We start from the raw sequence: 24,577 nt of genomic DNA on the forward strand, positions 1-24,577 counted from the left end.
TGGGTTCGAAAGGTGCGTTCATGGTCGATAGAATCCCGGCATGCTGCAGTGCAAGACCAGTGTACCGACGCCGACGCGCCGCGTCGTCTCCGCCCGCCCTCACGGCCTCGTTGTCATTGCCGCCGGCCTCGCGCTGGCAGGCCTGTCGGCCTGCGGCCAGAAGGGCCCGCTGATCGCGCCCAAGCCCGCCACAGCCGCGTCCGCGCCGGCTTCGCGATGAAGCTGCCCGGCGCACCGCACGTGGCCTACCGCGGCCACGAACTCTTCATCGAGGGCTGCGCGCTGAACGCACTGGCCCGGCAGTTCGGCACGCCGCTGTACGTCTATTCGCGCTCAGCCATGCTGGAGTCGCTCGCCGGCTACCAGCGTGCGCTGGCCGGCCGCGACCACCTGATCTGCTATGCGATGAAGGCGAACAGCAACCTCGCGGTGCTGCAGACCTTCGCGCAGGCCGGCTGTGGCTTCGACATCGTCTCGGGCGGCGAACTCGAGCGCGTGCTCGCCGCCGGCGGCGACCCGTCGCGCGTCGTGTTCTCCGGTGTGGGCAAGACCGCCGCCGAGATGTGCCAGGCCCTGGCCACCGGCGTGTCCTGCTTCAACGTCGAGAGCGAGAGCGAACTGACGCTGCTCTCCGAGGTGGCCCAGGGCATGGGCCGCCAGGCGCGCATCAGCCTGCGCGTGAATCCGGATGTCGACCCCAAGACCCACCCCTACATCTCGACCGGGCTGAAGGGCAACAAGTTCGGCGTCGCGCACGATCGCGCCGCAGAGATCTACCGCCATGCCGCGGCGCTGCCGGGCCTCGAGGTGGTCGGCATCGATTGCCACATCGGCTCGCAGATCACAGAGATCGGCCCCTACCTCGACGCGCTGGACCGCGTGCTCGACCTGGTCGAGGCCGTCGAGGCGCAGGGCATCAAGCTGCACCACCTCGACCTGGGCGGCGGCCTGGGCATCACCTACACCGACGAGCAGCCACCGGAGGCCGAGACGCTGGTGCGCTCGTTGCTCGCGCGCATCGACGCACGCAGTCATGGGCACCGCAAGATCCTCTTCGAACCCGGCCGCTCGCTGGTCGGCAATGCCGGCGTGCTGCTGGCCAGCGTGATCTACCTGAAGCCGGGCGCCGAGAAGAACTTCTGCATCGTCGACGCCGCCATGAACGACCTGATGCGCCCGGCCATGTACCAGGCCTGGATGGGCATGGCGGCCTGTACGCTGCGCGACACGCCGCCGGTGCTGATGGACGTGGTCGGCCCGGTGTGCGAGTCGGGTGACTGGCTGGGCCGTGACCGCAGCCTGGCCGTTCAGCCCGGCGACGCGATCGCCGTGCTCTCTGCCGGCGCCTACGGCATGAGCATGGCGAGCAACTACAACAGCCGCGGCCGCGCCGCCGAGGTGATGGTCTCCGGCAACGAGGCCTGGCTAATTCGCGAACGCGAAACGCCGGCGGAGCTCTTCCGCGGCGAGCGCTTGCTGCCGACGCGCTGAGAACCGCGACTCAGATCCGACCTTCTTCCACCCCGTGGCAGGCGATGCGGATGCCGCCGAACATCTGCTGCAGCGGCCGCTCGCGGCGGCATCGCTCGTTGGCGTGCGGGCAGCGCGGGTGGAAGGAGCAACCGCTCGGCGGCTCCAGCGGATTGGGCACCTCGCCTTGCACCGGCGTGCGAGCCCGCCCGCTCATGCCGATGTCCGGGATCGCGTCGAGCAGCATGCGCGTGTAGGGGTGGCGAGGCCGCGCGAACAGCTCGGCCTTGGGCGCCACCTCCACCAGGCGGCCGAGGTACATGACGCCGACTTCATCGGCCACGTGCCGCACGACGGCCAGGTTGTGCGAGATGAACAGGTAGGTCAGGCCGCGGCTCTGCTGAAGGTCCTTCATGATGTTCAGCACCTGCGCCTGCACCGACACGTCGAGCGCGGAAGTGGGCTCGTCGCAGACGAGAAACTCCGGCTGCGTGGCCAGCGCCCGCGCAATCGAGATGCGCTGTCGTTGCCCGCCGGAAAACTGATGCGGGAACTTGGCCGCGTCTGCCGCAGCCAGGCCAACCGACTTCAGCAGTTCGCCCACGCGATCCTGCACGGCGGCCTTGCCCTGCACGAGCCCGTGCTCCCGCAGTGGCTCGGCGACGATGTCGAGCACCTTCCAGCGCGGGTTCAGGCTTGCGAACGGGTCCTGGAAGATCATCTGCATGCGCCGGTGCAGCGCCTGCCCGCCAGCGGAGGCGAATACGGCACGCGTGTCCTGCCCGTCGAAGCGGATCGTGCCCCGCGTGGGTGCGTACAGGCCGACGAGAAGCCGGGCCACCGTGCTCTTTCCACAGCCTGATTCTCCGACCAGCGCCAGCGTGCGGCCGCGTCCGATGTCGAAGCTCACGCCATCGACGGCGTGGACAAATTGCCGCGGCTTGCGCTCGACCACGCGGTTCAGCCAGGGCGCCGAGACCTCGAAGGTCTTGGCCAGGTCCTGCACCTCGACGAGCGGCTTGTTCATGGTGTCGTCGCGCCGTGGCCGGTGAGCAACCAGCAAGCCGCGCGCGTGGCGCCTGCCTCGACGAGATCGGGGCGCTCCACACGGCACCGGTCGAACACCTTGGGGCAGCGCGGATTGAACGCGCATCCTGCCGGGATTGCATTCAGTCGCGGCATGGCACCGTCGATCTGCAGCAGGCGCTCGCGGTCCTCGTCCATGGCCGGGATGGAACCCATCAGGCCGACGGTATAGGGATGCGCCGGCCGGTGAATCACGTCGGCCACCGGGCCGATCTCGACGATGCGTCCGGCGTACATCACGGCGACGCGGTCGCAGGTCTCGGCGATCACGCCCATGTCGTGCGTGACCAGCATGACGGCAGCGCCGTGCTCGCGGCACACCTTCTTCAGCAGCGCGATGATCTGCGCCTGGATCGACACATCCAACGCCGTCGTCGGCTCGTCGGCAACGATCAACTTGGGCTCGGCGGCAAGCGCCAGCGCGATGACCACACGCTGCCGCATGCCGCCGGAGAACTGGTGCGGGTACTGGTCGAATCGCGCCTCGGGCGCCGGGATGCCGGTGTCGGCCAGCAGCGAGATCGCGCGCTCGCGCGCCTGCTTCTCGCTCAGCGGCAGGTGGGTGCGGATCGTCTCGACGAGTTGCCGGCCCACGGTGTACAGCGGATTCAGCGACGTGAGCGGGTCCTGGAAGATGGCGCCGATGTGGCGCCCGCGCAGCTTGCGCATGTCTTCCGGCGGCAGCTTGTCGATGCGCCGGCCCTCCAGCAGGATTTCGCCGCCGGCGATGCGCCCGGGCGGCTCGAGCAGCCCGATGATGGCCGCGCCGGTGAGAGACTTGCCGGCCCCGGACTCGCCGACCACACCGAGCACCTCGCCCGGTGCGATGTCGAACGAGACATCGTCGATGGCCAGCAGCGTGCCGCGCCGCGTCGGAAAGTCGACGCTCAGGTGGCGCACTTCCAGCAGGGGCGAACTCATCGCAGCCTCGGGTTCATGGCGTCGCGCAGCCAGTCGCCCAGCAGGTTGATCGACAGCGAGATCATCACCAGCACCAGGCCCGGGAAGATGGTGATCCACCATTCGCCCGAGAAGAGGAAGTCGTTGCCGACGCGGATCAGCGTGCCCAGCGAGGGCTGCGTCGGCGGCACGCCCACGCCGAGGAAGGACAGTGTGGCCTCGATGAGGATCGCCGAGGCCACCTGGATAGTCGACAGCACCAGCACCGGCCCCATCACGTTGGGCAGCACATGGCGCAGCATGATGCGGCCCGACGACACGCCGATCACGCGGGCGGCCTGCACGTATTCCTTGTTGCGCTCCACCATCGTCGAGCCGCGCACGGTGCGTGCATAAGGTACCCAGCCCGGCAAGGCGATGGCCAGGATCAGCACCGCGAAGGCCAGCGTGTCGTGCGCGTTCGGGAACAGCGCGCGGCCCACGCCGTCGATCAGCAGCGCGATCAGGATCGAGGGGAACGACAGCATCACGTCGCAGACACGCATGATCAGCGCGTCGACGCGGCCGCCCACGAAACCCGACAGCAGGCCGAGGCCGACGCCCACCACCACCGACACCGCCACCGAAGCCAGCCCGACGAGCAGCGAGATGCGCGCGCCGTACATCAGCGCGGACAGCACGTCACGGCCCTGGTCGTCGGTGCCCAGCAGGTACTTGGGCTTGCCTTCGGGCTCCCAGGCCGGCGGCAGCCGCGCGTCACCCAGTTCGAGCGATGCCAGGTCGAAGGGGTTGTGCGGCGCCACCCAGTGCGCGAACACGGCGCAGAAGATGCACAGCAAGGCCACCGCCGCCGCGGCCATGGCCACCGGCGAGGTGCGGAAGCTGTGCCAGACGTCGCCGTCGAAGAATCGTTGCAGGGCCGAAGACATGGATCGCGGCGGCTACTTCACCACGATCCACTTGAAGGGCATGAAGTTGTCGGCCAACTGCACCAGTTCGACGTTCTTCTTCATGGCCCAGGCCAGCGCCTGCTGGTGCAGCGGGATGTGGCCGAAGTCGTCGGCGTGCAGCTTGAAGGCCTCGGCAATCATCGCGTTGCGCTTGGACTCGTCGGTCTCGCTCTGGATCTTCAGCGTCAGCTCATCGACCTTGGCGTTGCTGTAGGAACCGAGATTGAACAGGCCTTGGCCCTTCTCGGTCGGCGTCGCCATCAGGTTCGACAGCGCGTTGTGCGAATCGTAGGTGCCGGGCGTCCAGCCCAGCATGTAGAAACTGGTGTTGCGGCTGAGGATCTTCGGGAAGTAGGTCGCCTTCGATTCCGCCTGCAGATTGATCTTCACGCCGATGCGCGCGAGATTGGCTGCCACCGCCTGGCAGATCTCGCCGTCATTGACGTAGCGGTCGTTCGGGCAGTTCATGCCCACCTCGAAGCCGTTCGGGTAACCGGCTTCGGCCATCAGCTTCTTGGCCGCTTCGACATCGTGCGGCGGGCGCTTGTTCAGTTCGGCCACGAAGCCCTTGATGCCCGGCGCCACCATCAGCCCGGTCGGCGTGGCCGCATTGCGCATCACGCGGGTGCGGATCGTCTCGATGTCGATGGCCTGGTAGAAGGCCCGCCGCACGCGGATGTCCTTGAAGGGGTTCTTGCCCTTGACGCTGGAGAACAGCAGTTCGTCGCGCTTCTGGTCCATGCCGAGGAAGATGGTGCGCAACTCCGGTCCCTGCAGCACCTTCAGGTTGGCGCTGCCTTTGAGCCGCTCGGCGTCCTGCAGCGGCACCGGCTCCATCACGTCGATCTCGCCGGACAACATTGCCGCCACGCGTGTGGCGTCGTTACCGATGGGGGTGAAGATCACCTCGTCGACGTTGCTCTCGACCTTGCCCCAGTAGTTGAAGTTGCGCACGAGCACGGTGCGCGTGGTGGGCTGCCGCTCCTTGGTGCGGAACGGGCCGGTGCCGTTGGTTCGGAACGAGGCGGCGTTCTCGATGCCCTTGCGCCGGTCCACCGGCTTCTCGGCCTTGTTCGTCTCGCACCACGACTTGTTCATGATGTAGACGAGCGAGATCACGTCCGGCAGGATCGGGAAGGGTGAGCTCGTCTCGATGTCGATAGTGAAGTCGTCGACCTTGCGCACCTCCTTGATGGCCGAGGTGTAGCCCTTCATGTCGGACCCGTCTCCGGCGGCGCGCTTGAAGCTGAACACCACGTCGTCGGCAGTGAACTTCTCGCCGCCATGGAAGGTGACACCCTTGCGCAGCTCGAAGCGCCACACCGTCGGCGAGGTCGCCGACCACTTGGTGGCCAGTGCGGGCGCCAGACCCAGCTTCTTGTCACGCCCGACCAGCGGCTCGTAGACGTTGCCGGTGAAACTCAGTTGCAGTGACTCGTTCAGCGAGTGCGGGTCCATCGAATTCGAGTCGCCCTGGTTGGCCACGCGCAGCGTGGCGGCCAGCGCGCTGCCGCAGGTCAGTACCAGAGCGGCGGCGATGAGTGAGTGGCGCAGTGGTGTCATGGGGACTCCCCTTGGATGGTCTGGGTGTTCGGGTGGGCGAGCGAACGCTCGACGAGCGAGGCGAACAACGCGGCGCCCAACGGCAGCACGTCGTCGTTGAAATCGTAGCGGCTGTTGTGCAGGAAGCAGCTGCCCTCGCCGCCCTGCCCCAGCCGCAGGTAGGCACCGGGCTTGACCTGCAGCATGAAGGAGAAGTCTTCCGCGCCCATGCTGGGCGGCAGTTCGCGCACCACGTGCGCCTCACCGACCAGCGACGCCGCCACGTCAGCGGCGAACATCGCTTCACGCGCCGAGTTGATCGTGGCCGGGTAGCTGCGGATGTACTTGAGCCGCGCTGTGGCGCCGAAACCGAGCGCGACCGACTCGACCAGGCGGCCGAGCCGGTCCTCGATCATGTCCTGCACCTCGCGGCGGAAGGTGCGCACCGTGCCCACCAGCCGCGCCTCGCGCGGGATCACGCTGTAGGCCGTCGGCTCGCCGGCGTGCATCGAGCACAGGCTGACCACCGCGTTGTCGATCGGGCTGACGTTGCGCGACACCAGGCTCTGCGCCGCGGTGATGATGTGCGCCGCCACCAGCACCGGGTCGATCGCCAGGTAGGGATGTGCGCCGTGGCCGCCTCGCCCCTGGATGACGATCTCGATGCGGTCGGCAGCCGCCATCATCGGCCCCGCGTTAACGCCCACCGTGCCCGCGGGCAGCGCCGGCCAGTTGTGCATCGCGTAGACCGACTCGACCGGGAAACGATCGAACAGGCCGTCGTCGATCATCGCCTTGGCGCCGGCAAAGCCTTCTTCGCCGGGCTGGAAGATCAGCACGGCGGTACCGTCGAAGTCACGCGTCGCGGCCAGGTAGCGCGCGGCACCCACCAGCATGGTCGTGTGGCCGTCGTGGCCGCAGCCGTGCATCAGGCCGCGGGTCGCGGATCGCCAGGCGAAGTCGTTCTCCTCGACAAGGGGCAGAGCGTCCATGTCTGCACGCAAGCCGATGGCGCGCGTCGACGCGCCGCGGCGACCACGTACGACACCCACCACGCCGGTGCGCCCGACACCTTCGTGGATCTCGTCGACCCCGGCCACGCGCAGCGCCTCGACGACGCGAGATGCAGTACGACGCTCCTCGAAGCCGAGTTCCGGGTGAGCGTGCAGGTCACGGCGAAACGCCGTCAGCTCGCCATGCCACGAGGCCAGGCGCCGGTACGCGCCATCGACGGGCATCGCGGAAGCTGCCGACATCAATGCCCTCCGGTGCCCGACGCGAGGCGCAGGCGCGGGTCGACCGCGAAGTACAGCAAGTCGACCACCAGGTTGATGAGCACGAAGATCAGCGCGATCAGGCACAGGTAGGCGGCCATCACCGGGATGTCGGCGAACTGCACCGCCTGGATGAAGAGCAGGCCCATGCCTGGCCACTGGAACACCGTCTCGGTGATGATCGCGAAGGCAATCAGCGAGCCGAGTTGCAGCCCGGTGATGGTGATCACCGGCACCAGCGTGTTCTTCAGCGCATGCCCGAAGTACACCGTGCGATCCGGCAGGCCGCGTGCCCGCGCGAACTTGATGTAGTCGGTGCGCAGTACCTCGAGCATCTCGGCGCGCACCAGCCGCATGATCAGCGTGAGCTGGAACACCGACAGCGTGATGGCCGGCAGGATCAGGTGCTTCCAGCCATCGACGGTGAGAAAGCCGGTGGTCCAGGGGCCGAGAGTCACCACGTCGCCGCGGCCGAAACTCGGCAGCACCTTCAGCAGCACGGCGAAGACCAGGATCAGCAGGATGCCGATCAGGAAGGTGGGCAGCGAGACGCCGATCAGCGAGAAGGTCATCAGCAGCTGCGAGAAGAAGTTGCCCCGCCTCAGCGCCGCATACACGCCCATCGGAATGCCCACCAGCAAGGCGATCGCCGCAGCCAGCGACGCGAGTTCCAGCGTGGCCGGGAGACGCTCGGCAATCAGCGATGAGACCTTGCGGCCCTGCCGCAGGCTCAGACCGAATTCGCCCTGCAGCGCATTGCCCACGAAGGCGGCGAACTGCACCGGGAAGGGTTGATCCAGTCCCAGATCGGCCCTCAGTTGTGTGCGCTGCTCGGGCGTGGCGTCCTGCCCCAGCAGGTTGGTGACCGGGTCCCCGACATACTGGAACAGCATGAAGGCGATGAAAGCCACCGTGAGCATGACGACGATCGCCTGCAACAGGCGACGCAGGATGAAGGCAAGCATGCGATGGAGTCGGTGGGCAGCGGTCCGGCGCAACGCCGGCAGCGCAGTTCAGCAAATTGCATGCCCCGCGCCAAGCGGGAATGCCCGGATCATCGCCGATTCACAACGGCGTGCCGTCGCGGCCGAGCACGCGCACCTCTCCGTACTGCCCCGCGGACTTGGCCGCGGTGTTGTCTGCGTCGGTCATCAGGGCAACACCGATGAGTTGCCCAGGCTCCTCGCCGAATGCCTTGCGGAAGTCGGCCCGCAGGTCCCGCTCGTAGTGCAGCCAGCGGCCGCACTGCCCGGGCCCGGACTCGAGAACGATCTTGCGGACCCGATCGGTACGCGGGCCGCGGATCACCGACTCCGCGGCGGCGCGATTGTCCCAGACGTACATCAGCGTCGCATAGGGCGGCGGCTCGCCGGTGAGCACCTGCGCCAGTTCGAACAGCATCCTGTTGCGTGCCGAGAGTTGTCCGTGATCGCCATCGAAGGCGAACACCAGACGCACCGGCGAGTCCGACACGTCGGCATCGCTCAGGTCGGCCTGCTCGATCAGGCTGGCGACCCGCCAGGAAAACTGCACCCGCCCGATCTGCGCCGGGTCGAGCCGCAGCTTGCGGCGCAGCATGCTGGCCGACGCGTCCGCCTGCGCATGCATGACGACGCGCCCACCGTCACGGCGCGTCTCGTAGACCGTGCTGCGCTTGCCAGGCAACACGAACTCCTGCCAGTTCTGCCAGGGCCCACGATCGAGCGGCACCGACGAAGGCATCGGCGCGCAGGCGCACAGCAGCAGAAGCAGGACGGCGGAAAGTCTGCGGTTCATGGGAGAAAAGACAAATCGGGCGGCTCCATGAAAAAGGCCGCCCGAAGGCGGCCTTTCAAGATCGCTCGATTCAAGCTCGCACGAGGCGAGCCATCATCAGAACGTGTGACGCAGACCGAAGGCGTAAGCCGTGTTGCGCTCGCCCTTGGTGCCGTTGGCGGCACGACCGGTGGAACTGCCCATGTCAGCGTACAGGTTCGTGCGCTTGCTCAGGTTGTAGTTGTAGCCTAGGCCGAGCTTCTTGTGGCCCGTCTCGGCGCCATTCTCGAAGGAGATCTTCGAGAAGCCGACCTTCAGCAGGCCGTTGCCCAGCGGAGCGCTGGCCGACAGCAGGTACACCTTGTTGTCGTCGGCGCCCAGGGCACCCGACTTCGACTTAGCGTAGTAGAACATGGGCTTCACGAAGCCGAGGTTGTAGTGCAGCGCGAAGTTGGTAACGCCGCGGCCGTCGCTGGCGCCATCATTGATCTTCTCGAACCCCAGGCCGGCGTAGATCGGACCCGCGGCGTATTCGACGTTGAAGCCGGTGTTGCGGCCCTGGCCGCTGGACTCGGACAGGCTCACGGCGACGTTGGCGGTCAGGCCACCCAGCGACGGCGTCTTGTAGCCGATAGTGTTCGAAGAACGAGCGCTGCCGCCAGCCGGCCAAGCTGCTTGCACCGGGCTGGTAGGCGGAGTTCCCCCAGTGCCCGTCACACCAGAGGGAAAGTCCGGGGTCATGTAGCCCGCCCAGGTGATGCCGACGCCAGTCTGGCCGACGCCGTCGTTGCCGAACGGATCCGACTTCAACTGAACCCAGAATGCCGGGGTGTACTCGCGACCCAGGTACACGGCACCGGCAGCGGCGCTGCTCAGTTGCACGTAGCTGCGACCGTTCCAGAACGGAGTCTGGTTCTGCGCGCCGGTGTCCGGGTTGAAGCGGTGTTCGATCTGGAACTGGGCCGACAGGCCGCCACCCAGGTCTTCGTTGCCGCGGAAGCCCAGACGCGAAGTCGTGGACTGCTGCATGGTCCAAGCATCACCGGCGGGTGCGCCCGGATTCACCGCACAGACCGTGGTGGCGGAGCAGTTGTCCTTGGCAATGCTCATGTCGAGCACGCCGTAGATGGTGACCGACGATTGAGCCGAAGCGGTGCCGGCGAATGCGCCCAGAACTGCGAGAGCGAGCAGAGATTTTTTCATTGCGACTATCTCCTAGGTTGAACAAGAGGTCCCGATCGACTGGCGCCCTCGCGGGCAGATCAGGCCGAACCCCCTCAGCGGAAGTTGGGCGTATTGCACCAGAGCCCTCCTGGGCTTGCAAAGGATTGACGGGTATTTCGCCTGCGTTGTTGCCTGAGCACAACGAGGCGTAACGAGGTCATCAACGCGTCATCTCCCCTGGGAAAACCCCAAGAATTGACTGGCGCGGGAGATTCCCGACGGCTGGCGGGGGTGGCGCCGCGCGTATGCTCGACGTCTCACGCCAGACGCCTCACGCACCCATGGACTCGCTGCTGATCGCCGCCGATATCGCCCTGCGCACCCTTTCCGGTGCGAGCCACGCCGCCCGCGCGTGCCCGCGCTCGGCCGCGGAGCCGACAGCGCTGTCGGAGGATGAGCGTGCGCTGTCCGGCGCGCTGATGCGCGTGAACCATGTCGGTGAGGTATGCGCCCAGGCGCTTTACAGCGCGCAGTCGCTGGCCACGCGCGATGAAGCGCTGCGCCGTCAGTTCGATCGTGCCGCGCGAGAAGAAACAGATCACCTCGCCTGGACGCAGCAGCGCCTCGGCGAACTCGGGGCGCGACCGAGCCTGCTGAATCCGCTCTGGTACGGCGGAGCCTTCGCAATCGGCCTGCTCGCCGGACGTGCCGGCGATGCGGTGAGCCTGGGTTTCCTCGTCGAGACGGAGCGGCAGGTCGAGCGGCACCTGGAAGGCCATCTGCAGCGCCTGCCCGCCCACGATACGGCCTCGCGAGTCATCGTCGACCAGATGCGCGACGACGAAGCGCGCCATGCTGACGATGCCGCGGCCGCCGGTGCGGCCCCGCTGCCGGCGCCGGTGCGATGGGCGATGCGGGCAGCGGCGCGGTTGATGACCGCCACCGCGCACCGAATCTGAGCGCGCTCAGGCCGCGACGATCTCGAAGCTGGTCGTGAAGGCCGCGGTCTTGCCGAGCATGGCACTGGCCGAACAGTACTTCTCGTGAGACATGCGGATGGCGCGATCGACCGCTGCCGGCGGTAGCTCGCGCCCGCTGACCGTGAAGTGCATGTTGATGGCGGTGAACACCTTGGGGTCGGTCTCGGCGCGCTGCGCCTGCACTTTCACCTTGCAGCCGCGCACGTCGTGCCGCCCGCGCTTGAGGATCAGCACCACGTCGTAGGCCGTGCAGGCACCGGTGCCGGCAAGCACCGTCTCCATAGGCCGCGGCGCCAGATTGCGGCCGCCACCGTCCGGCGCGCCGTCCATTGCCAGCACGTGGCCGCTGCCGGTTTCGGCGATGAAGGCCATGCCGCTGTCGGCCAGCCAGTTGATCGTGCATTCCATGGTCGAACCTCGGTCCAGCGCGCACCCCCTCGGTGCGAGCGGCGAATTGTGCACTGCGTCACCAGATTCGTTGAGCGGCCTCCCTAGCGATGATGCGATGCGGATATTGCGATGCAGCATGAAAGGCCCTACACTCTTTCGCATACGGTCGTCGTTTGTGTTCGTTTCGGCGCGTTTTCGACGACTGTTCCGTTTGTCTCCTCCACCTCCTCCATTGGTGGATTCAGCCCAAGGCAGCAATGCCTTGGGCTTTTTTCTGGGTGGGGCGTGCCACCCCTCGACGGTATGATGCGGCGCCGCAAACGCCCACCTGGAGAGCGACCATGCCCGGCAAACGCCGCAGCTCCGAGAACAAGAAGAAGACCGCGCCGGCAGCACTGACCCTGGCCGACTATCTGCAGAAGATCCTCACGGCGCGTGTCTACGACGTCGCCCACGAGACGCCGCTGGAACTGGCACGCAGCCTGTCGCGCCGGGTCGGCAATCAGGTCTTCCTCAAGCGCGAAGACAGCCAGCCGGTGTTCAGCTTCAAGCTGCGCGGAGCCTACAACAAGATGGTCCACCTGAGCGCCGAGCAACTGAAGCGCGGCGTGATCTGCGCTTCGGCCGGCAATCACGCCCAGGGCGTCGCGCTCGGGGCACGGCAACTTGGCTGCCGCGCGCTCGTCGTCATGCCGGTGACCACGCCCAAGCTGAAGATCGACGCGGTGCGCGCGCTCGGCGGCGACGTGGTGCTGCACGGCGAGAGTTACTCGGATGCCTACCTGCACGCGACCGAACTGGAGCGCGAGCAGGGCCTGACCTTCGTGCATCCGTTCGACGATCCCGACGTCATCGCCGGTCAGGGCACGATCGGCATGGAGATCCTCCGACAGCACCAGGGTCCGATCGACGCCGTGTTCGTGGCCATCGGCGGCGGCGGCCTCGTCTCAGGAGTGGCTGCTTACATCAAGTCGGTTCGTCCGGAGATCAAGGTCATCGGCGTGCAGATGAACGACTCCGACGCCATGCTGCGTTCGGTGAAGGCGGGCAAGCGCGTGACGCTGGCGGACGTGGGCCTGTTCTCCGACGGCACGGCCGTGAAGCTGGTCGGCGAAGAGACGTTCCGGCTCGCGCGAGAACTCGTGGACGAGTTCGTGGTCGTGGACACCGACGCCGTCTGCGCGGCGATCAAGGACGTCTTCCAGGACACGCGAAGCATCCTCGAGCCCGCCGGCGCCATGGGCGTTGCAGCCGTCAAGCAATACGCCGATCGGCACAAGCTCAAGGGCCGGACTTTCGTGTCCATCACCTGCGGCGCGAACATGAACTTCGACCGGCTGCGCTTCGTGGCCGAGCGCGCCGAAGTCGGCGAGCAGCGTGAGGCCTTGTTCGCCGTGACGATCCCCGAGGAGCGAGGCAGCTTCAAGCGCTTCTGCGAGTTGATCGGCCCGCGCGCGGTCACCGAGTTCAATTACCGTATCTCCGACTCGAAGCAGGCGCACGTGTTCGTGGGCGTGGCCATCGCCAACCGCGAAGAAGCCGACAAGCTCGGCCGCAACTTCGCGCGGCACGGCTTCGAAGCCCTGGACCTGACCGACGACGAACTGGCCAAGCAGCACGTTCGCCACATGGTGGGTGGCCGCAGCGAACTGGCTCAGGACGAACGCCTGTATCGATTCATCTTCCCGGAACGACCCGGCGCGCTGATGCGCTTCCTGTCGAGCATGCATCCAGGGTGGAACATCAGTCTGTTCCACTATCGAAACCAGGGCGCGGACTATGGCCGCATCCTGGTGGGGATCCAGGTACCCCGGGCCGACAAGAAGGCCTTCCGGGAGTTCCTCGAAACGCTGGCCTACCCCTGCGAGGACGAGACGGACAACCCGGTCTACCGGATGTTCCTGCGCTGAGGCGTCGAAGCCGGGTGCGCGCCCGATTGCGCGGCCGTGCACCGCGCCGCACAATGCGGCCGCCGCGGCGTGATTTGTGCTTGAGCCGCCCATTGCGAGTCACCCTCGCCCGTTTCGCATCACCATGTCGGTCAATCGATCCCTGATCACCCCCACGGCCAATCCGCTGCTCGAGCAGGCCCTGCGCGAGAAGCTGCAGCGGCGCAGCGAGACGACCGGCAGCCTGGGCGAACTCGAACCGCTGGCCATCCGCCTGGGCCTGATCCAGAACACGCTGAAGCCGCGTTTCCGCTCCCCGCAGATCGTGCTTTTCGCTTCCGACCATGGCCTGGCGGTCGATGGCATCGGCATCCCGGGGCGCGCCTCGACAGCCAAGCTGGTGGCACGCCTTCTCGGCTCGCAGCTGCCCGTGTCGGTTTTCGCCCGCATCCAGGGCCTCGAGTTGTCGGTGGTCGACTGCGGCGTGGCCGAGCCGGTGGCGCCGCACGCCCGCCTGCTGGCGCGCAAGATCGCCCACGGCACGCGGAGCTCGCGCGCCACGATGGCCATGTCGCTCGACCAGGCCCACGCGGCGATCCGCGCCGGCATGGAGATCGCCGATTCGCTGCCGGGCAATGTGATCGCCTGCGCCGGCATCGGTGTCGGAGCGCACGAGAGCGCGGCGCTCGTGCTGTCGCGGCTGGCCGACGCCAACTTGCGTGACCTGCTGATGTCCGGCCCCAGCATGCGACCCGAGGACCTGAATCACCTCGTCAACGTCTTGCAGGGCGCGCAGACACGCCACAAGGACGCGCAGGACCCGGTCGAGGTGCTGGCTTCCTTCGGTGGCTTCGAGATGGCCATGATGGTCGGCGTGATGCTCGTTGCCGGCAGCAAGCGGCACCTGGTGATCGCGGACGGCATGACGGCCTGCGCCGCGCTGATGGTGGCGTCACGCATCGCTCCGGCCGTCACCGACTATTGCGTCTACTGCCGCAGCCACAACCACCACGGACTCGACCGCGCGCTGTCACTGTTCCAGGCCACGGCGCTGCTGGAGTTGGGCATGGAAAGCACCGACGGCACCGGTGCCACACTGGCCTGGCCGCTGGTGCGCAGTGCCGCCGCCTTGCTGACCGAGGTGGCTGAGGGCGAGGACCCCGGACCGTCGCAGCCGATGCCGATGAACATGGCCACCGGCGCTTCCGCGCCCTGAGCGTCCGGCCCGGCGTCAGCGGTTATTCAGCCCCGGCACGCGCGAGCCGCCGCCCGGCAATACCGTCGGCAACGGTGCCTGGTCGGGCAGGCTCGATGGCGCGCCCGGAAGGGCGGGCCGGCCCGCCACCGGCGCCGGCAAGGGAAGCGGCGCGGGTGGCGGTGCGACCATCGGTGCGGGGGCCGGAGGCGGCAAGGCCGCAGCTCCGAACTTCACGCCGTCGCCCGCGGAGGGAAGCGTTCCGGTGGCCGGCGCGGGCAGCATGGGCACCTCGAGCGTCACTGCAGGGCTGCCTTGCGATGGCCCGATCGAGGCGGTGCGCAGGCTGACGGCCTGCAGAACCATCTCGCCGTCGACGCGGGCGCCCACCGGGTAGGCACGTGCCGGCTTGGCATCGACGGCAATCAGAGCGAAGCCGGAACCGCTGGATTGTTTGCCGGCCATCACACCCAGCAGCTTGAAGCGCGACGCCAGTTCGGGGGCCGGCGCGGCCTTTTCCGCTGCCGCCGAGGCAGTGGCGCCAAGAATGCGCGACAGGTCACCGCGCATCGCGACCGATTCGCCGACAGCCACGGCATACGCGGGCGCCGGCTGGGGACGCACGAGCATGCGCAGCCCCCAGAAGACGGCGGTCGCCGCCACCAGGGCCCAGACGACGAAGGCGGTGAGTCTTGCCAACATGCGGGGATTATGATCGACCGGGTCTGCAACACCACGTCCCTGCTCCGGCGGGTCGTTTCATGATGTCTTCTTCCGTGCAACACATCCGGCCGCGCATGGCGCGCGGTTTCACGCTGATCGAACTGATGGTGGTGCTGGTGATCATCGGCGTGCTGGCGGCGCTGATCGTCCCCAACGTGCTCGACCGCGCCGACGACGCGCGCGTCACCGCGGCGCGCACCGACGTCAACAACCTGATGCAGGCCCTCAAGCTCTATCGCCTCGACAACCAGCGCTACCCGACCAGCGAGCAGGGCCTGCAGGCGCTGGTGGTCAAGCCGACCGCCGGGGCCATCCCGCCGAACTGGAAGCCCTACCTGGAGAAGTTGCCCAACGATCCCTGGGGCCGCCCCTACCAGTACGCCAGCCCGGGGCTGAAGGGTGACATCGACGTGTTCAGCTTCGGCGCCGATGGCGTACTCGGCGGCGACGGCAAGGACGCCGAGATCGGTTCCTGGCAGTGACAACGGAGCCTGCGTGCGAGCGCGACAAGCCGGCTTCACGCTGATCGAACTGCTGGTCGTGGTGGCGCTGATCGCCATCGCCAGCAGCGTGGTGAGCCTGGCCATGCGCGACCCGGCCAGCACACGACTCGAGCACGAGGCCGCGCGCCTGGCCGCGCTGCTCGAATCGGCGCGCGCCGAGGCCCGCGCCTCCGGGCTCGCGGCGCGCTGGGAGCCGCGCGCCGAGCAGGCCGACACGCCGGGCTTTCGCTTCATCGGCCTGCCCGAGTCCTCCGACCTGCCCAGCCGCTGGCTCGGCGAAGGCGTCAGCGCCGAGGTGGTCGGCGCGCGTGCGGTGGTGCTGGGCCCCGAGCCGCTCATCGGCCGCCAGCGCATCGTGCTGCGGCTGGACGCGCAGCGTTTGACACTCGCCACCGACGGCCTCGGCCCCTTCACGGTGGCCGACAGCGAGGCCGCGCCGTGACCCGCAGAGACCGCGAACACGGCTTCACGCTGATCGAGGTTCTGGTCGCCCTGACCATCGTGGCGGTGACATTGGGCGCGGGCATCAAGGCCGCCGGCGCGCTGACCGGCAACGCGCAGCGGCTGGCCGACGTGACTGCCGCGCAATGGTGTGCCGACAACCAGCTCACCGGGCTGCGGCTGGCCAAGCAGTTTCCCAGCGTGGGCGATGGCGACTTCGGCTGCGAGCAGCTCGGCCGCAACTTCCAGGGCAAGCTGATCATCCGGCCCACACCCAACCCGAACTTCCGCCGGGTCGATGCGCAGATCGCCAACGACGCTGGCGAGCCGGTGCTGACCTTGTCCACCATCCTCGGCCGCTACTGATGGACAGGTCGCGCGGCTTCACGCTGGTCGAGGTGCTGGTGGCGCTGGTCATCATGGCGCTGATGGCGGGCATGGCCTGGCAGGGCGTGGACGGAATCGTGCGCACGCGCGACGCCAGCCAGAAGCAGCTCGAGCAGACGCTGCGCCTGAACACCGTGCTGGCGCAGTGGCAGACCGACCTCGCCGCGGTGCAGGACACCGGCGCCGTGCCGCCGCTGGTGTTCGACGGCGCCACGCTGCGCATGACGCGCAGCGTGCCCGACGGCGTGCAGGTGGTCGTCTGGTCGATGCGGCCGCAGGGCACGGCCAATGCCTGGGAGCGCTGGGCCAGCCCGGCGGTCACCGGCAGCGCCGCGCTGCAGGACAGCTGGTTCACCAGCCAGCAGCTGCAGGGCGGCGAGCCGGGGCAGCTGCGAACGCTCGAAGGCTTGTCGCAGTGGCAGGTGTACTTCTTCCAGGGCAATTCCTGGAGCAACGCGCAGTCCACCGGCAACGTGGCCGTGCCGGCACCTGCCGCGGCGGCCAGTGCGGCCGCGCCGCGGCAGGCGCTGCCTTCGGGGGTTCGGGTCGTGCTGACCTTCGCAGCGGGCAGCGGGCTGAACGGTACGCTGACCCGTGATTCCCTGCTGGGGCCCTGAGCCATGAAGCGGCACGCTCCCCAGCGAGAACGTGGCGCGGCACTGCTCACGGCGCTGATCATCGTCACGCTGGTGGTCACGCTCGCTGCGTCGATGGTCTGGCAGCAATGGCGCGCCGTGCAGGTCGAGGCGGCCGAGCGTGCGCGCATGCAGTCGGCCTGGATCCTCAACGGGGCGCTCGACTGGGCACGCCTGATCCTGCGCGAAGACGCCCGCTCCGGCCGGCCCACCGCCCTCACCGAACCCTGGGCCACGCCGCTGGCCGAGGCACGCCTGTCGACCTTCCTGGCCGTCGACAAGAGCAACACCGACGACGCGCCCGACGCCTTCCTCTCCGGCAGCATTGCCGACGAACAGGCGCGCTACAACCTCGCCAACCTGGTCGACAACAACGGCAAGACCCTGGCGGCCGAACTGGAGGCACTCGAGCGCCTGTGCCAGACGGTCGGGGTCTCCACCGACGTCGCCGCGCGCATCGCCAGCGGCCTGCGCGACGCCCGCACGCCGCCCACGCAGGGCGGCAGCTCGCCGCTGCTGCCGCGCAGCGTGGCGCAGCTCACCTGGCTGGGCATCGACGCCGGCACCATCACGCTGCTCCAGCCCTACGTGACCCTGCTGCCGGTGCGAACGCCGGTGAACGTGAACACGGCGTCGCGCGAGGTGCTGGCGTCGGTCGTCAAGGGCATGGACCTGGCCACGGCGGAGCGGCTGGTGCAGATGCGCCAGCGCGATCCCTTCAAGACGCTCGGCTCGGTCGAGACCCAGGTGCCCGGGCTCGGCCCGCTGAACCCGCAGCAGCTCGCGGTGACGTCGAGCTACTTCGAGGTGCGCGGTCGGCTGCGTCTGGAAGACCGCATGCTCGAGCAGCGCTCGCTGGTCGAGCGCCGCGGGCTGGACATGCTGGTGCTGCAGCGCGAGCAGGTATCCACGCGCGAGGGTGTCCGCTCGTGATCGCGGGTCGGGCCCGATGGTGCACATGGTCCTGGCCGCGCTACAACGGCATGGCCTAAGTCGTTGATTTGTGAAGGTTTGTAGATTGGTCCTGCCTACAATGCCGCCAGCCCCGTGACCCGCACGCCATGTCCATCCTCGTCATCCAGATTCCCGAACGCCAGCGCCTGAGTGCGCGCGGCGGCCCCGACGCGCAGACGCCGGTCTCGGGCCTGGGCACCGAATACGCCTACGTCAGCAGCCCCGACGGCCTGGTGATGAGCGCGCAAGGCGAGTGCAGCGCGGCGCTGCTGCCCAAGGCCAGCACGGTGGTGGCGATGCTCGCCGACACCGACGTGAGCTGGCACCGCATCACCCTGCCCAAGGCACCGGCGGCGCGCCTGCGCGCCGCGCTGGTGGGCGTGCTCGAGGAATCGCTGCTCGATGACGCCGACGAGGTGCACCTGGCCGTGGCGCCCGACGCCACCGCCGGTCAACCCACCTGGGTGGCCGCCGTCGACCGCCGCTGGCTGCGCGCCGAACTCGCCGTGCTCGAGAAGGCCGATGTCTTCGTCGACCGCATCGTGCCTTCGTCGTGGCCCGACGATCCGCCCAGCGGCCACTTCGCCGAGACGCGCACCACGGCCGCCGGCCCCGACCAGGGCGTGATGCTGCATTGGGCCCATGCCGACGGCGTGGCCAGCATCCGGCTGCAGGGCGGCCTGCCTCGCGCGCTGATTCCGCGGCCCGCGCCGGCAGGTACACGCTGGAGCGCCACGCCAGGCGCGGCCGCATCGGCCGAACAATGGCTGGGCATGCCGGTCAACGTGATGGCGCGCCCCGAACGCGCGCTGCAAGCTGCGCGCAGCCTGTGGAACCTGCGCCAGTTCGACCTCGCGCAGCGCACCCGCGGTGCCCGCGCGCTGCGCGACGGCCTGCGCCGCCTGGCCAGCCCGCAGTGGCGCCCGGTGCGCCTGGGCCTGGTGGCGCTGGTGGTCGCGCAGATCGTCGGGCTGAACCTGTGGGCCTGGCACCAGCGCAGCACGATCGAGGCGCGCAAGGTGGCGCTGCAAGGCGTGGTGCGCGCCGCGTTCCCGCGCGTCAGCGACCTCGACATCCAGCGTGACGCCGCCGCCGTGATGCAGCGCGAGGTGCAGACGCTGCGCGCCGTGGCCGGCAAGGCCGGCGATGCCGACCTCGAGCCGATGCTGATGGCCGCCGCGGCCGCCTGGCCGACCGACCGGCCGCCGGCCGAGATGCTGCGCTACGAGACAGGCCGGCTCACGCTCGGCGCCGCCGGCTGGACCGAGCCGCAGATCGCTCAGTTCCGCGGCATGCTGCAGACATCGGGCTGGCAGGTCGATGCCAACGGCACGCAGCTCGTGATGTCGCGCGCCCGCCCGGGAACCCGTTCATGAGCACCAAGGCACTCGCCCTTCCCCCCGCGCTGACGCAGTGGCGCGAACGCAGCCGCGGCTATTGGCGCAGCCGAGCACCGCGCGAACGTCTGGCGCTCGGCGCCGCTGGCGTCGCCGTGGGTGTGTTGCTGGTCTGGCTGCTCTTCGTGCAGCCGGCCTGGCGCACGCTGCGCGACACGCCGGCGCAGCTCGACCAGCTCGACGCGCAACTGCAGCAGATGCAGCGCCTGGCCGCCGAGAGCCAGAGCCTGCGCGGCGTCGCCCCGGTGTCTCAGGCACAGGCCGCGGCGGCGCTGAAATCGGCCACGGACCGGCTCGGCGACAAGGCCCGCCTGTCTCTGCAGGGCGAGCGAGCGTCGCTCACGCTCAACGGCGTGTCTCCCGAGGGTCTGCGCGGCTGGCTGCTCGAGGCCCGAAGCGCCGCGCGCGCGCGGCCGGTCGAGGCCCAGCTGACGCGCGGCCCGCAGGGCTACACCGGCACACTCGCCGTGAGCCTGGGAACCGGAGGCACGCCATGATCGGCCGGCGCCGCAAGCCGCGGCCCTGGTCGAACACCGCGGCCGCCACCGGCTGGGGCGAATCGACCTTCGCCGAGATCGCCTGGGACAAATCGCGCGGCGCGGCCACCCGCTGGGCCGTGTTCGGCGCCTTCGTCGGCCTGCTGATCGGCGTGGTCGTGTTCGCACCGGCCGCCTGGCTGGCCAGCGCAATCGCCTCGGCCACCGGCCAGCACCTGCTGCTGGCCGATGCGCGCGGCACGGTGTGGAGCGGCAGCGCCGTCGTCGTGCTCACCGGCGGGCCCGGCAGCCGCGATGCCAGCGCCCTGCCCGGCCGGCTTGACTGGACGGTGGGACTCAAGGGCCTCGGCCTCGAACTGCGCGCCCGCCACGCCTGCTGCCTGAACGGCACCACTTCGCTGACGCTGCGCCCGGGCCTGGGCCGCGTCGCCGTGACGCTGGCCTCCAACCCGGGCTGGATCGGGCAATGGCCCAGCGCCTGGCTCGGCGGCCTGGGCACGCCCTGGAACACGATGCAGATGGGCGGCTCGGTGCGCCTGGCCTCGCCCGGCCTGACGGTGGAGTCGGTGCAGGGCCGCTGGCGCCTGGCCGGCCGCGCCGACGTGGACCTGCTCGACGTCTCCTCGCGCCTGTCGACGCTCGACACGCTGGGCAGCTACCGCCTGACGGTGGCGGCCGACCCCACCGGCAACGGTGCGTCGCAGCTCACGCTGTCGACGCAGCAGGGTGCGCTGCAACTCTCGGGCAACGGCAGCATCGGCCCGACCGGCGTGCGCTTTCGCGGCGAGGCCCGCGCGGCGGCCGGCGAAGAAGCCCCGTTGACCAACCTGCTGAACATCATCGGGCGGCGCGACGGCGCACGGTCCGTCATTTCGATCGGATGAGCATGAAGCCACTCCTGCCTTCGGGCCCTCTCTCGCGCCGTGTCTGGCCGGCCACGCTGGCCGCCACGCTGCTGTGCGCCGCGCTCGTGCCGCCACCTGCCGCCTTCGCGCAATCGCCGAAGGCGCGTTTCTCCGGCGAGCCGGTGACGCTGAACTTCGTCAACGCCGACATCGAGGCGGTGTCGCGCGCGATGGGCGCGATCCTCAAGCAGCAGTTCATCGTCGACCCGCGCGTCAAGGGCACGGTCACGCTGTTCAGCGAGCAGCCGATCTCGCCGCGCGAGGCCTACCTGAACTACCTGGCCGCGCTGCGCGGCCTGGGCTTCACGGTGGTCGAGGTCGGCGGCCTGTTCAAGGTGGTGCCCGAGGCCGACGCCAAGCTGCAGTCCGGCACGGTGGCGGTGGGCGAGACCGGCCGCCGCGGCGACCAGATCCTCACGCAGGTGTTCAAGCTCAACCACGAGAACGCCAACAACCTCGTGCCGGTGCTTCGCCCGCTGATCAGCCCGAACAACACCATCAACGCCAACCCGGGCAACAACTCGCTGGTCATCACCGACTACGCCGACAACCTGCAGCGCATCGGCAAGATCATCGCGGCCATGGACACCCCGGCCGCCGGCGAAGTGGAGGTGATCCCGCTGCGCAATGCCGTCGCGGCCGACCTCGCGCCGATCGTGCAGCGCCTGTCCGATTCGACCGGCACGGCCGCCGTGCCGGGCGCCCCCGCCGGCGGAGCCACCAGTTCGGTGATCGCCGACTCGCGCAACAACAGCCTGCTGGTCAAGGCCGGCAGCCCGGCGCGCATGGCCAGCATCCGCTCGCTGGTGGAGCGGCTGGACCAGCCGATGCAGGGCTCGGCCGCGGCAGGCAACGTCTGGGTCGTGCACCTGAAGAATGCCGACGCCACCAAGCTGGCGCAGGTACTGCGTGCCGCCGTCGCCGGCAGCGGCGGCGGTGGATCGACGTCGACCTCACCCACGCAGGCCACCCCGGCCACGCAGCCCGCCGTGACCGCCGGCGGCGCCTCGCCGCAGGCCACCGCGCCGGTGAGCGCCAGCGCCGGCCCGTCCACCGGCGGCTTCATCCAGGCCGACCCGTCGACCAACTCGCTGATCATCACCGCCGCGGAGCCGATGTACCGGCAGCTGCGCGCGATGATCGAGCAACTCGACTCGCGCCGTGCACAGGTCTACATCGAGAGCATGATCGTCGAGGTGTCGGGCGACAACGCCGCCGACTTCGGCTTCCAGTGGCAGGGGCTGCTGGGCAGCAGCGGCGACAAGTACGGCGTGGCCGCCGGCACCAATTTCAACGCCGCCAACTCGTCGAGCAACAACATCGTCTCGCTGTCCGGCGCGCTTGCCGGCGGCACGCTCACCGCGCCCAGCCAGGGCCTGAACATCGCGCTGCTGAAGAACTACGGCGGCACCTACGCACTGGCCGCGGTGGCGCGCCTGCTGCAGAGCCAGACCAACACCAACATCGTCTCGACACCGAACCTGATCACGCTCGACAACGAGGAAGCGAAGATCATCGTCGGCAGCAACGTGCCTTTCGTCACCGGCCAGTTCACCAACACCGGCACCGCGACGACCAGCCCGTTCCAGACCATCGAGCGCAAGGACGTCGGCATCACGCTGCGCATCAAGCCGCAGATCGGCGAAGGCGGCACGATCCGCATGACGATCTTCCAGGAGTCCTCCAGCGTCAGCGACAAGGTCGCGCCGGGCACCAGCAACGCCGGCCCGTCGACCGACAAGCGCTCGATCGAATCGACCGTGGTCGTCGACGACGGCGCGATCCTGGTGCTCGGCGGCCTCATCGAGGACAAGTTCACCGAGAACAAGACCAAGGTGCCGCTGCTGGGCGACCTGCCGCTGGTCGGCGGCCTGTTCCGCAGCGCCACGCGCACCAAGACGCGCACCAACCTGATGGTCTTCCTGCGCCCGGTGATCATGCGCGACGCGGAGGCCGCCTCGCGCATGTCGCTGGACCGCTACGACCTCATCCGCGCCATGCAGAAGGACGCGCAGCCTGCGCCGAGCCTGGTGATGCCGATCAACGAGTCGCCCGTGCTGCCGCCGCGGGGCTCGCCGTCGGTGGCTCCGGCCGCGTCGGCGCCCTGAGGAGACGAGCATGGGCGCGCGCCACCCCCTGCCCTACCAGTTCGCCAAGGCGAACACGCTGCTGCTCGAAGACGACGGCGAGCGCCTCGTGCTGTGGGCGCCGGAATCGGTGCCGCTGACGGCGCTGTCCGAAGTGCTGCGCATCTACGACGTCGACGCGCTCGAGCGCGAGGCCGCACCCTCGCTGGCCAGCCGCATCGCCGCCGCCTACGCGGGCAGCGAGTCGAGCGCGGCCACGGTGATCGGCGAGGTCGAGAGCGCCGTCGACCTGTCGCGCATGATGCAGGACCTCCCCGCGGTGGAAGACCTGCTCGAGGCCGCCAACGACGCGCCAATCATCCGCATGCTCAACGCGCTGCTCACGCAGGCCGCGAAGGACGGCGCCTCCGACATCCACATCGAGCCCTACGAGCGCAGCTCGGCGGTGCGCTTCCGCGTCGACGGCACGCTGCGCGAGGTGGTGCAGCCCAACCGCGCGCTGCACGCCGCGCTGATCTCGCGCCTGAAGATCATGGCCGAGCTCGACATCGCCGAGAAGCGCCTGCCGCAGGACGGCCGCATCTCGCTGCGCATCGGCGGCCGCGCGGTCGACGTTCGCGTGTCCACCCTGCCCAGCGCACACGGCGAGCGCGCCGTGCTGCGCCTGCTCGACAAGGGCGAGGCCAAGTTCTCGCTCGAGTCGCTGGGCATGGACGGCGACGTGCTGAGCCGCTTCGACCGGCTGATCCAGCAGCCGCATGGCATCGTGCTCGTCACCGGCCCGACGGGCTCGGGCAAGACGACCACGCTGTACGCCTCGCTCGGCCGCGTCGACACCGCCACGACCAACGTGCTGACGGTGGAAGACCCGGTCGAGTACGAGCTCGCCGGCATCGGCCAGACGCAGGTCAACCCGAAGATCGACCTCACGTTCGCGAAGGCGCTGCGCGCCATCCTGCGCCAGGATCCGGACGTCATCATGATCGGCGAGATCCGCGACTTCGAGACCGCGCAGATCGCCATCCAGGCCTCGCTGACCGGCCACCTGGTGCTGGCCACGCTGCACACCAACGACGCGCCCTCGGCCGTCACCCGGCTCACCGACATGGGCGTCGAGCCCTTCCTGCTGTCGAGCTCGCTGCTCGGCGTGCTCGCGCAGCGCCTGGTGCGCAAGCTGTGCCCGCATTGCAAGAAGGTCGACGACCGCGGCCGCTACCACCCGGTGGGCTGCAAGGAATGCGGCATGAGCGGCTACAAGGGCCGCACCGGCGTCTACGAGCTGATGGTCGCCGACGACAAGGTGCGTGCGCTGATCCACAGCCGCGCGGCGGAGAGCCAGCTGTTCGTCGCCGCCGAGTCGGCCGGCCTGCGCTCGATGCGCGAGGATGGTGAACGCCTCGTCGAGCTGGGCATCACCTCGGCCGAAGAGGTCATGCGCGTGACCAGGGAATAG

At 68.9% G+C, this 24,577-nt stretch carries 25 protein-coding genes; 15 read left to right on the plus strand and 10 right to left on the minus strand.

Going from position 1 to position 24,577, the window contains the following annotated elements:
* Positions 1 to 40 precede the first annotated feature (40 nt).
* On the plus strand, positions 41 to 220 hold the full coding sequence (locus tag HZ992_RS17225) for an LPS translocon maturation chaperone LptM (protein ID WP_209383051.1): 180 nt from the start codon (positions 41 to 43) through the stop codon (positions 218 to 220).
* Positions 217 to 1,491 (plus strand): diaminopimelate decarboxylase, encoded by a 1,275-nt coding sequence (gene lysA / locus HZ992_RS17230; RefSeq protein ID WP_209383052.1) that lies wholly within the window; start codon positions 217 to 219, stop codon positions 1,489 to 1,491. Before HZ992_RS17225 ends, lysA begins: the two co-directional genes overlap by 4 nt.
* A 10-nt stretch (positions 1,492 to 1,501) precedes the next feature.
* Here lysA and HZ992_RS17235 read toward each other — a convergent pair whose 3' ends face one another.
* The 8 genes from HZ992_RS17235 to HZ992_RS17270 all read right to left on the minus strand — a co-directional run bounded on the left by HZ992_RS17235 (position 1,502) and on the right by HZ992_RS17270 (position 10,180).
* Entirely contained in the window at positions 1,502 to 2,497 is a 996-nt protein-coding gene (locus tag HZ992_RS17235) for an ABC transporter ATP-binding protein (RefSeq protein WP_209383053.1), read from the minus strand.
* On the minus strand, positions 2,494 to 3,477 hold the full coding sequence (locus HZ992_RS17240; RefSeq protein WP_209383054.1) for an ABC transporter ATP-binding protein: 984 nt from the start codon (positions 3,475 to 3,477) through the stop codon (positions 2,494 to 2,496). Before HZ992_RS17240 ends, HZ992_RS17235 begins: the two co-directional genes overlap by 4 nt.
* Positions 3,474 to 4,385, minus strand: coding sequence for an ABC transporter permease (locus tag HZ992_RS17245; RefSeq protein ID WP_209383055.1), 912 nt, complete (start codon positions 4,383 to 4,385; stop codon positions 3,474 to 3,476). Before HZ992_RS17245 ends, HZ992_RS17240 begins: the two co-directional genes overlap by 4 nt.
* Before the next feature lie 12 nt (positions 4,386 to 4,397).
* Positions 4,398 to 5,969, minus strand: a complete 1,572-nt coding sequence (locus tag HZ992_RS17250; RefSeq protein ID WP_209383056.1) for an ABC transporter substrate-binding protein — start codon at positions 5,967 to 5,969, stop codon at positions 4,398 to 4,400.
* Positions 5,966 to 7,204, minus strand: coding sequence for a M20 aminoacylase family protein (locus HZ992_RS17255; RefSeq protein ID WP_209383057.1), 1,239 nt, complete (start codon positions 7,202 to 7,204; stop codon positions 5,966 to 5,968). Before HZ992_RS17255 ends, HZ992_RS17250 begins: the two co-directional genes overlap by 4 nt.
* Positions 7,204 to 8,187 carry an ABC transporter permease gene (locus HZ992_RS17260; RefSeq protein WP_209383058.1) on the minus strand — a complete coding sequence of 328 codons (984 nt, stop codon included), beginning with the start codon at positions 8,185 to 8,187 and terminating at the stop codon, positions 7,204 to 7,206. The genes HZ992_RS17255 and HZ992_RS17260 overlap by 1 nt, the downstream gene beginning before the upstream one ends.
* A gap of 100 nt (positions 8,188 to 8,287) precedes the next feature.
* Positions 8,288 to 8,998: a DUF3047 domain-containing protein gene (locus HZ992_RS17265; RefSeq protein ID WP_245213081.1), complete on the minus strand. Its 711-nt coding sequence runs from the start codon at positions 8,996 to 8,998 to the stop codon at positions 8,288 to 8,290.
* Between the two features lie 96 nt (positions 8,999 to 9,094).
* Positions 9,095 to 10,180, minus strand: a complete 1,086-nt coding sequence (locus HZ992_RS17270) for a porin (protein ID WP_209383059.1) — start codon at positions 10,178 to 10,180, stop codon at positions 9,095 to 9,097.
* 302 nt (positions 10,181 to 10,482) lie between these two features.
* On the opposite strand from HZ992_RS17270, the gene coq7 reads away from it, so the two are divergent.
* The gene (coq7, locus tag HZ992_RS17275) at positions 10,483 to 11,100 is read left to right on the plus strand and encodes a 2-polyprenyl-3-methyl-6-methoxy-1,4-benzoquinone monooxygenase (RefSeq protein WP_209383060.1); all 618 of its coding nucleotides are present in this window, start codon (positions 10,483 to 10,485) and stop codon (positions 11,098 to 11,100) included.
* A 6-nt stretch (positions 11,101 to 11,106) separates the two neighbouring features.
* On the opposite strand, the gene HZ992_RS17280 is transcribed toward coq7, so the two are convergent.
* Positions 11,107 to 11,529, minus strand: a complete 423-nt coding sequence (locus tag HZ992_RS17280) for an OsmC family protein (protein ID WP_209383061.1) — start codon at positions 11,527 to 11,529, stop codon at positions 11,107 to 11,109.
* A gap of 323 nt (positions 11,530 to 11,852) precedes the next feature.
* On the opposite strand from HZ992_RS17280, the gene ilvA reads away from it, so the two are divergent.
* Entirely contained in the window at positions 11,853 to 13,421 is a 1,569-nt protein-coding gene (gene ilvA, locus HZ992_RS17285) for a threonine ammonia-lyase, biosynthetic (protein WP_209383062.1), read from the plus strand.
* A gap of 124 nt (positions 13,422 to 13,545) precedes the next feature.
* Positions 13,546 to 14,616, plus strand: a complete 1,071-nt coding sequence (locus HZ992_RS17290) for a nicotinate-nucleotide--dimethylbenzimidazole phosphoribosyltransferase (RefSeq protein ID WP_209383063.1) — start codon at positions 13,546 to 13,548, stop codon at positions 14,614 to 14,616.
* A gap of 15 nt (positions 14,617 to 14,631) precedes the next feature.
* Here the strand turns inward: HZ992_RS17290 and HZ992_RS17295 are convergent, their stop codons facing one another.
* Positions 14,632 to 15,225: a type II secretion system protein N gene (locus HZ992_RS17295; RefSeq protein WP_245213083.1), complete on the minus strand. Its 594-nt coding sequence runs from the start codon at positions 15,223 to 15,225 to the stop codon at positions 14,632 to 14,634.
* 134 nt (positions 15,226 to 15,359) lie between these two features.
* On the opposite strand from HZ992_RS17295, the gene gspG reads away from it, so the two are divergent.
* The 10 genes from gspG (at position 15,360) to gspE (ending at position 24,577) form a co-directional block, all read left to right on the plus strand.
* Positions 15,360 to 15,800, plus strand: coding sequence for a type II secretion system major pseudopilin GspG (gene gspG, locus HZ992_RS17300; protein ID WP_209387216.1), 441 nt, complete (start codon positions 15,360 to 15,362; stop codon positions 15,798 to 15,800).
* A 13-nt stretch (positions 15,801 to 15,813) separates the two neighbouring features.
* Positions 15,814 to 16,263, plus strand: coding sequence for a pilus assembly FimT family protein (locus tag HZ992_RS17305; protein ID WP_245213086.1), 450 nt, complete (start codon positions 15,814 to 15,816; stop codon positions 16,261 to 16,263).
* Positions 16,260 to 16,628 (plus strand): type II secretion system minor pseudopilin GspI, encoded by a 369-nt coding sequence (gene gspI / locus HZ992_RS17310; RefSeq protein ID WP_209383066.1) that lies wholly within the window; start codon positions 16,260 to 16,262, stop codon positions 16,626 to 16,628. Before HZ992_RS17305 ends, gspI begins: the two co-directional genes overlap by 4 nt.
* Entirely contained in the window at positions 16,628 to 17,266 is a 639-nt protein-coding gene (locus HZ992_RS17315) for a prepilin-type N-terminal cleavage/methylation domain-containing protein (protein WP_209383067.1), read from the plus strand. The genes gspI and HZ992_RS17315 overlap by 1 nt, the downstream gene beginning before the upstream one ends.
* A gap of 3 nt (positions 17,267 to 17,269) precedes the next feature.
* A complete protein-coding gene (gene gspK / locus HZ992_RS17320) occupies positions 17,270 to 18,217 on the plus strand; it encodes a type II secretion system minor pseudopilin GspK (RefSeq protein ID WP_209383068.1) in 948 nt (315 codons plus the stop codon).
* A gap of 128 nt (positions 18,218 to 18,345) precedes the next feature.
* A complete protein-coding gene (gene gspL, locus HZ992_RS17325) occupies positions 18,346 to 19,614 on the plus strand; it encodes a type II secretion system protein GspL (protein WP_209383069.1) in 1,269 nt (422 codons plus the stop codon).
* Positions 19,611 to 20,132: a type II secretion system protein M gene (gspM, locus tag HZ992_RS17330; RefSeq protein WP_209383070.1), complete on the plus strand. Its 522-nt coding sequence runs from the start codon at positions 19,611 to 19,613 to the stop codon at positions 20,130 to 20,132. The genes gspL and gspM overlap by 4 nt, the downstream gene beginning before the upstream one ends.
* The gene (gene gspN / locus HZ992_RS17335; RefSeq protein ID WP_209383071.1) at positions 20,129 to 21,016 is read left to right on the plus strand and encodes a type II secretion system protein N; all 888 of its coding nucleotides are present in this window, start codon (positions 20,129 to 20,131) and stop codon (positions 21,014 to 21,016) included. Before gspM ends, gspN begins: the two co-directional genes overlap by 4 nt.
* A 2-nt stretch (positions 21,017 to 21,018) precedes the next feature.
* The gene (gene gspD, locus HZ992_RS17340; protein ID WP_371816747.1) at positions 21,019 to 23,145 is read left to right on the plus strand and encodes a type II secretion system secretin GspD; all 2,127 of its coding nucleotides are present in this window, start codon (positions 21,019 to 21,021) and stop codon (positions 23,143 to 23,145) included.
* Between the two features lie 10 nt (positions 23,146 to 23,155).
* Positions 23,156 to 24,577 carry a type II secretion system ATPase GspE gene (gene gspE / locus HZ992_RS17345; protein WP_209383073.1) on the plus strand — a complete coding sequence of 474 codons (1,422 nt, stop codon included), beginning with the start codon at positions 23,156 to 23,158 and terminating at the stop codon, positions 24,575 to 24,577.

The organism is Rhizobacter sp. AJA081-3 (assembly GCF_017795745.1).
In the GTDB taxonomy this organism is placed as follows: Bacteria; Pseudomonadota; Gammaproteobacteria; order Burkholderiales; family Burkholderiaceae_C; genus Piscinibacter.

Excerpts from the sequence above, each read along its gene's own strand:
- HZ992_RS17225 (WP_209383051.1), top strand. The coding sequence starts at position 41 with ATGCTGCAGTGCAAGACCAGTGTACCGACGCCGACGCGCCGCGTCGTC.
- lysA (WP_209383052.1), top strand. The coding sequence starts at position 217 with ATGAAGCTGCCCGGCGCACCGCACGTGGCCTACCGCGGCCACGAACTC.
- HZ992_RS17235 (WP_209383053.1), bottom strand. The coding sequence starts at position 2,497 with ATGAACAAGCCGCTCGTCGAGGTGCAGGACCTGGCCAAGACCTTCGAG.
- HZ992_RS17240 (WP_209383054.1), bottom strand. The coding sequence starts at position 3,477 with ATGAGTTCGCCCCTGCTGGAAGTGCGCCACCTGAGCGTCGACTTTCCG.
- HZ992_RS17245 (WP_209383055.1), bottom strand. The coding sequence starts at position 4,385 with ATGTCTTCGGCCCTGCAACGATTCTTCGACGGCGACGTCTGGCACAGC.
- HZ992_RS17250 (WP_209383056.1), bottom strand. The coding sequence starts at position 5,969 with ATGACACCACTGCGCCACTCACTCATCGCCGCCGCTCTGGTACTGACC.
- HZ992_RS17255 (WP_209383057.1), bottom strand. The coding sequence starts at position 7,204 with ATGTCGGCAGCTTCCGCGATGCCCGTCGATGGCGCGTACCGGCGCCTG.
- HZ992_RS17260 (WP_209383058.1), bottom strand. The coding sequence starts at position 8,187 with ATGCTTGCCTTCATCCTGCGTCGCCTGTTGCAGGCGATCGTCGTCATG.
- HZ992_RS17265 (WP_245213081.1), bottom strand. The coding sequence starts at position 8,998 with ATGAACCGCAGACTTTCCGCCGTCCTGCTTCTGCTGCTGTGCGCCTGC.
- HZ992_RS17270 (WP_209383059.1), bottom strand. The coding sequence starts at position 10,180 with ATGAAAAAATCTCTGCTCGCTCTCGCAGTTCTGGGCGCATTCGCCGGC.
- coq7 (WP_209383060.1), top strand. The coding sequence starts at position 10,483 with ATGGACTCGCTGCTGATCGCCGCCGATATCGCCCTGCGCACCCTTTCC.
- HZ992_RS17280 (WP_209383061.1), bottom strand. The coding sequence starts at position 11,529 with ATGGAATGCACGATCAACTGGCTGGCCGACAGCGGCATGGCCTTCATC.
- ilvA (WP_209383062.1), top strand. The coding sequence starts at position 11,853 with ATGCCCGGCAAACGCCGCAGCTCCGAGAACAAGAAGAAGACCGCGCCG.
- HZ992_RS17290 (WP_209383063.1), top strand. The coding sequence starts at position 13,546 with ATGTCGGTCAATCGATCCCTGATCACCCCCACGGCCAATCCGCTGCTC.
- HZ992_RS17295 (WP_245213083.1), bottom strand. The coding sequence starts at position 15,225 with ATGCTCGTGCGTCCCCAGCCGGCGCCCGCGTATGCCGTGGCTGTCGGC.
- gspG (WP_209387216.1), top strand. The coding sequence starts at position 15,360 with ATGTCTTCTTCCGTGCAACACATCCGGCCGCGCATGGCGCGCGGTTTC.
- HZ992_RS17315 (WP_209383067.1), top strand. The coding sequence starts at position 16,628 with ATGGACAGGTCGCGCGGCTTCACGCTGGTCGAGGTGCTGGTGGCGCTG.
- gspK (WP_209383068.1), top strand. The coding sequence starts at position 17,270 with ATGAAGCGGCACGCTCCCCAGCGAGAACGTGGCGCGGCACTGCTCACG.
- gspL (WP_209383069.1), top strand. The coding sequence starts at position 18,346 with ATGTCCATCCTCGTCATCCAGATTCCCGAACGCCAGCGCCTGAGTGCG.
- gspM (WP_209383070.1), top strand. The coding sequence starts at position 19,611 with ATGAGCACCAAGGCACTCGCCCTTCCCCCCGCGCTGACGCAGTGGCGC.
- gspN (WP_209383071.1), top strand. The coding sequence starts at position 20,129 with ATGATCGGCCGGCGCCGCAAGCCGCGGCCCTGGTCGAACACCGCGGCC.
- gspD (WP_371816747.1), top strand. The coding sequence starts at position 21,019 with ATGAAGCCACTCCTGCCTTCGGGCCCTCTCTCGCGCCGTGTCTGGCCG.
- gspE (WP_209383073.1), top strand. The coding sequence starts at position 23,156 with ATGGGCGCGCGCCACCCCCTGCCCTACCAGTTCGCCAAGGCGAACACG.